The sequence below is a fragment of the Acidocella sp. genome (assembly GCF_028687955.1).
Lineage (GTDB): Bacteria > Pseudomonadota > Alphaproteobacteria > Acetobacterales > Acetobacteraceae > Acidocella.
The window spans coordinates 1-4,991 of record NZ_JAQTZC010000103.1; the positions used below are offsets into that span (position 1 = coordinate 1).

A 4,991-nucleotide genomic window follows, 5' to 3' on the forward strand; every position below is an offset into this window, starting at 1 on the left:
GTTTGCCTCGCGCTGTTCCTCCAGCTCGCGCAGCTTGGCCGCGTGGCCTATGCCCTTGTCGTGCAGCCAGGCTTGCACCTTGTGCGCTTCGCGCCATTCCTGCGCCTGGTCGCGGGCGCGGGCTGAGGCGCTGCCCGCTTCGGTGTGCCGGTTCTGGAGCGCCTGCCGCTCTTGCTCTGCCTGCAAAACGCCCCGATCACGCTCTACCAGGTCAAGCGCCTTCGGTGGCCGAATGCGCCCGATTTCGTGGGCCAGCTCGGTGCTGTTCATGCGCTCGATGCGCTGGTGTTCGGCCTGCTCGCGCTCGCGGGCTTGGCGCTCCTGCTGGGTTGCCCTCTCCCGCTTGGCCGCTTCAAGGTCGCCACTCAGGTCGATGATTGACCGGTCGGCCTCCTTCCCTTGGCGTTCCAACTCGCCCGCATCGCGGGCACGCTGGAGGCGCTCTAGCGCGTCCTCGTTGTGTTGCTGGCGTTTGTGGCTGGGCTGGCCGGTGCGTCGCTCGATGGCGGTGGCCGTCGGCCCAAGGTGGCGGGTCGCCTCCCGCTCGATGCCCTGCGCCTCTAGGCTGCGGTGGTCAACCTGCACCGAGTGCCCCGCTTCGCGTAGGCGCTCGTTCTGGAGCGTGGCGAACCGCTCGCGCCATTCGGTGACAAGCACCTTCCCCGTTTTCTGGTCGTCCAGCTCGCGGGTTTTCTCGCCGAAACCGTCCGGCTCAAGGCGGCGGGTCGTTAGCAGGATGTGGGCGTGGTGGTTGCGGTTGTCGCCTTCCTTGCCGGGGGCATGGATGGCGACATCAGCGGCGCAGCCGTGGCGCTTGACCAGCTCGCGGGCGAAGTCGTGCGCCAGCTTTTCCCGCTGCTCGGGGGAAAGCTCGGCGGGTAGGGCTATCTCAAACTCACGGGCTACCGTGGAGTTTTTGCGCTTTTCAGCCTGCTCGGCGGCGTTCCAGAGTTGGGCGCGGTCGCGTGCCCACTCGGGGGCGTTGTCCGGCAGGATGAGGGCGGCGGATTCGACTCCACCCTTTCGGGTGTAGTCGTGAATTTCGCCGGTTCGCTCGTCGGTGATTTCCACCCCGGCACGATAAGCAGCGGCGGCGGTCGCAGACCGGCCAGCACTGCGGCTTATCGTTTTGACGGATAGGTGGTAGATCGCCACGGGCGCGGCTCCGGCTGTTGGTTTTTCCCCGAAGGGGCGCACGCAAACGAAGTTTGCATAAGTGCGCCCTTGGCTGTTCGCCTGCGGGTGGTCGCTGCCGGGTATTCTACCCGTCCGCTCCGGCTAGCGCACCCCCAGCACGGCGGGCTAAAATTGCGGCCATCCACCGACAAAGAGGGCACGACATGGCAGCAATCGACGACAAAATCACAAAGCTGGAAACCCAGCTCAAGCAGGCCAAAGCACAACGCCAGAAGGTGGAAGCCAGAAAACGCGCTGCCACCTCCAAGATGACACGCCAGCAGGACACCCGGAAAAAAATCCTCGTTGGTGCCGCCATCCTCGCCAAAGTGGAGCGCGGCGAGTGGCCGAAAGAAAAGCTGCTCGCCATGCTGGAAACCACGCTAACCCGTGCCGATGATCGGGCGCTGTTTGACCTGCAAGCCCCGGCCACTGAACCCGCTTTTCTGGACGACGTAGACCCCGACACGGTGGACATTCCGAAGCTCGTCACCCTGCCCCGCTCATGACCCAGCAGCAGCCGCCAAACTGCTACCGCTCCCGGCCTGCCGACGATGGCGGGCTGTACCTGCTCATGCCCCGCGATGAGCACCTATGCCCGCCACTGCCTGCGCCGGTGCCGGTCGTTCTTGAATTGCCAGCCGCCGAATGTGGGGCGCTGCCCCACGCCCCGCACTCGCCGCCGTGAGGCTCGGGGGGCAGTCCTGGCGGGCTTTGCCCTTGTCCTGCCCCCACTCGTAAGGCTCTGGCCGCTCCTGTCGCGTCAAGGGTTCGGCTTCGCCCAGCCCTACGCCCGGTTCCTCCCTTCGGTCGGACTGCGGCCTATGGTCTGCCCTTGACCCGCCATCCGCTAAACACCCCGCCAAACGCCCTAAAACGGCCTACAGCGCGTTTTCTCACCCCAACCCTGCCGGATGTACCCCGAAGCCTGCAAAGCGGCTCCTAGGGCTTCCTGTGGCCGTTCCTGCGCATTCCTGCCCCTCCCCTTTCATTGCCAAGCCATAGCGGGGTGCCTGCGTGGCCGTTCAGGCCGCGCAAGGGGGCGCAGCCACAGGGGGGCCGGGGGGCGGCACGCCCCACGTCGAGGAGCGCCCTAGGCGCGGGCTGTAAGCCGGTATTTGGGGGCCAGTTCGCCCCCTCTGGGGGCCACGATTTGCGGGAAGGGGAGCCGCCGCGAAGCGGTGGGGGAACCCCGCAGGGGTGCCCCGTGCAGGGCACGCGATGATTAATAAATGATTAAAAGAGGATTAGGCGCGTTTTCGCCAAAGGATAAAACCCAGCACTGGCGGGGGTTTACGGCCTGTTTGCCCTGTGGATAGTGCAGGCGCTGGAACGGTATCCGGCAGGCGCTGGAACGGTATCCGGCAGGCGCTGGAACGGTATCCGGCAGGCGCTGGAACGGTATCAGGTGCGGGGCTTCCGGCGCTGCGCTGCCTTCTTGGCCAAGTGCAGCCGCTGCGTTCCGCTGGCCTTCTTTTCGACGTGCACCAGGTCGCCGCGAATCTCGTAGCTAAACCCCTCGCCGTTGGCCTCGCTGGCCTCTGCCACAGCCTCCAGCGCCTTGCGTAGCGTCTGCTGGGCGCTGCGCGGGTTGGCGTCCTCGCTGCCCGCCAGCTTGAGCAGCGTTTCCATGCGCATCGGGAACGGCTTGGCGTGACTGGCGTAGAAGCCGTGCAGCCACTGCGCGAGCTGGCGGCCATCCAGCGCATGACGCACGCCCCAATCCACCTGTGTGAACTGGTCGCCGCCGTACAAGGCTCGCAATTTCGGGTTCAGCTCAATCACCCATTCCTGCGTTTCCTCGTCCTTGAATGCCTCGCCAATCAGGCCGCCTATGTACACGTACCGGCCTTGTTTCAGCTCAACGGTTCCAGCTCGAAGCCGCGTGATGCGCTTGTGCAACGTTGCCCGGTTCTTGCCGGTGTCGGTCTTGCCCATGAGTTTCAACAGGCCATAGGACGTGAGGCGGCATTGACTGCCCAACTCCTGCAAGCGCACGGCGTGCAGCACGCTTTCCCACACGTCCAAATCCCCTTGGTCGAGGCGTTGGCCGGTGTATCGGATCTCGATCCCGTCGAGTGCGGCCAGTTGCTCGCCGTCGATGTACCGACGTTTGCCCTTGGCAATCGCACCGAACAACGCCGACCGTAGGAAGCCGTTCGGCACCGCTCGGACAGGCTCCGGCCATAGCGGAAGCTGCACCACCTTGGCCGGGGCGCTTGCCTGCTCCTGCGCGGCTCGCTGGCGTGCTTTTTCCTGCAATGCCGGCAGGCGGGCTATCAAGTCGTCAAGGCTTTTCATGCTCTGCTTCCTGCGGCCGCAGCCGCTCCAAAAATGCGGCCACCTGCTCGGCTTCGTCCGGGCGCATCCAGTATGAAAACTTCTTCCGGCCTAGTGCCCGCTGGCGCTCGGCATAGGCCGCCTGTCGGCGGCTGTTCGATGACGCCAAGAGGTCGCCGGTCTTTTTGTCCTTCGCGTCCTTCATGGCCACAGCTCATCTTTCAGCTTGCCGATAACGGCGTTCAGGCCGTCGCGCTCGTCCTGGTCGAGTGCGTCTAGGCCACGGTCATAAGCGCCCAGCAGCGCGGCCATTTCGGCGGCGGTGATGCTCACGGTAACGGTGGCATCGTGGGCGATGTGCGAATAATCGGCTTTGCCGAAAAGGGCGTTCAGGGCTTCGTCGGTCATGGCGTTTTCTCCGTTAGAGATAACATCATAACACGGGTTAGAGATAACGCAAGAATTATTTTTACCGCTCCATGCCCCGGTCGTTGGCGCGGTACTGCTGCCGCTGCTCGGCCAGCAGCTCGCGCACCTGCTCGCGGCGCTGGCCGTCGCTCAAGATGCGTTCAAGGATGGCCGGGCGTGCCGCATTGGGCGCGGCGTTGTAGCCGTCAATCAGCTTCTTCAAGCCCTCGGGCGCAGCCTTCCATTGCTCGCCCCGGTCGCTCCAGCCTCCGGCCTTCATCTCGCGCTTGACGGCCATTGCTGCAAAGTCCTTGGGCACGGCTTCGCGCTCGCGCTCGGCCTTCTTCTCGGCCTGCTGGCGCTTCTGCTGCTCGAACTCCTGGCGCACCTTCTCCCGGCGCAGTTCCTCCAGCTCGGCCACCTTGGCCAGCGTCGGCGCTTGCTCGGCGCTGATGCGCTGCTGTGCCTGGCTGCGCAGGTGCTGCACCTGCAAGCCTGCCTGCTCGATCTGCGGCCCCAGCTTCTGCCACTCGGCCCGGTTTGCCTCGCGCTGTTCCTCCAGCTCGCGCAGCTTGGCCGCGTGGCCTATGCCCTTGTCGTGCAGCCAGGCTTGCACCTTGTGCGCTTCGCGCCATTCCTGCGCCTGGTCGCGGGCGCGGGCTGAGACGCTGCCCGCTTCGGTGTGCCGGTTCTGGAGCGCCTGCCGCTCTTGCTCGGCCTGCAAAACGCCCCGATCACGCTCTACCAGGTCAAGCGCCTTCGGTGGCCGAATGCGCCCGATTTCATGGGCAAGCTCGGTGCTGGTCATGCGCTCGATGCGCTGGCGCTCGGCCTGCTCGCGCTCGCGGGCTTGGCGCTCCTGCTGGGTTGCCCTCTCCCGCTTGGCCGCTTCAAGGTCGCCGCTCAGGTCGATGATGGAACGGTCGGCGGCTTTCCCTTGGCGTTCCAACTCGCCCGCCTCGCGGGCACGCTGGAGGCGCTCTAGCGCGTCCTGGTCGTGCTGCTGGCCCTTGTGGCTACGCTCGCCGGTGCGCCGCTCGATGGCGGTGGCCGTCGGCCCAAGGTGGCGGGTCGCCTCCCGCTCGATGCCCTGCGCCTCTAGGCTGCGGTGGTCAACCTGCACCGAG

The 4,991-nt window shown here is 65.7% G+C and carries 6 protein-coding genes; 1 reads left to right on the forward strand and 5 read right to left on the reverse strand.

Features of this window, described 5'->3' with window-relative positions:
- The coding region (gene mobQ, locus PHE40_RS10500; protein ID WP_299961527.1) for a MobQ family relaxase at positions 1-1,155 on the reverse strand (1,155 nt) is incomplete at its 3' end.
- A 185-nt stretch (positions 1,156-1,340) separates the two neighbouring features.
- Between mobQ and PHE40_RS10505 the strand changes: the two genes are divergently transcribed.
- Positions 1,341-1,685 (forward strand): mobilization protein, encoded by a 345-nt coding sequence (locus PHE40_RS10505; protein ID WP_175654064.1) that lies wholly within the window; start codon positions 1,341-1,343, stop codon positions 1,683-1,685.
- Between the two features lie 895 nt (positions 1,686-2,580).
- Here PHE40_RS10505 and trfA read toward each other — a convergent pair.
- The 4 genes from trfA to PHE40_RS10525 all read right to left on the reverse strand — a co-directional run.
- Positions 2,581-3,477, reverse strand: a complete 897-nt coding sequence (trfA, locus tag PHE40_RS10510; protein ID WP_103244882.1) for a plasmid replication initiator TrfA — start codon at positions 3,475-3,477, stop codon at positions 2,581-2,583.
- Entirely contained in the window at positions 3,464-3,661 is a 198-nt protein-coding gene (gene urfF / locus PHE40_RS10515; RefSeq protein ID WP_103244884.1) for a plasmid repression protein F, read from the reverse strand. Before urfF ends, trfA begins: the two co-directional genes overlap by 14 nt.
- Positions 3,658-3,864: a hypothetical protein gene (locus PHE40_RS10520; RefSeq protein WP_103244886.1), complete on the reverse strand. Its 207-nt coding sequence runs from the start codon at positions 3,862-3,864 to the stop codon at positions 3,658-3,660. Before PHE40_RS10520 ends, urfF begins: the two co-directional genes overlap by 4 nt.
- Before the next feature lie 61 nt (positions 3,865-3,925).
- The coding region (locus tag PHE40_RS10525; protein ID WP_299961535.1) for a MobA/MobL family protein at positions 3,926-4,991 on the reverse strand (1,066 nt) is incomplete at its 5' end.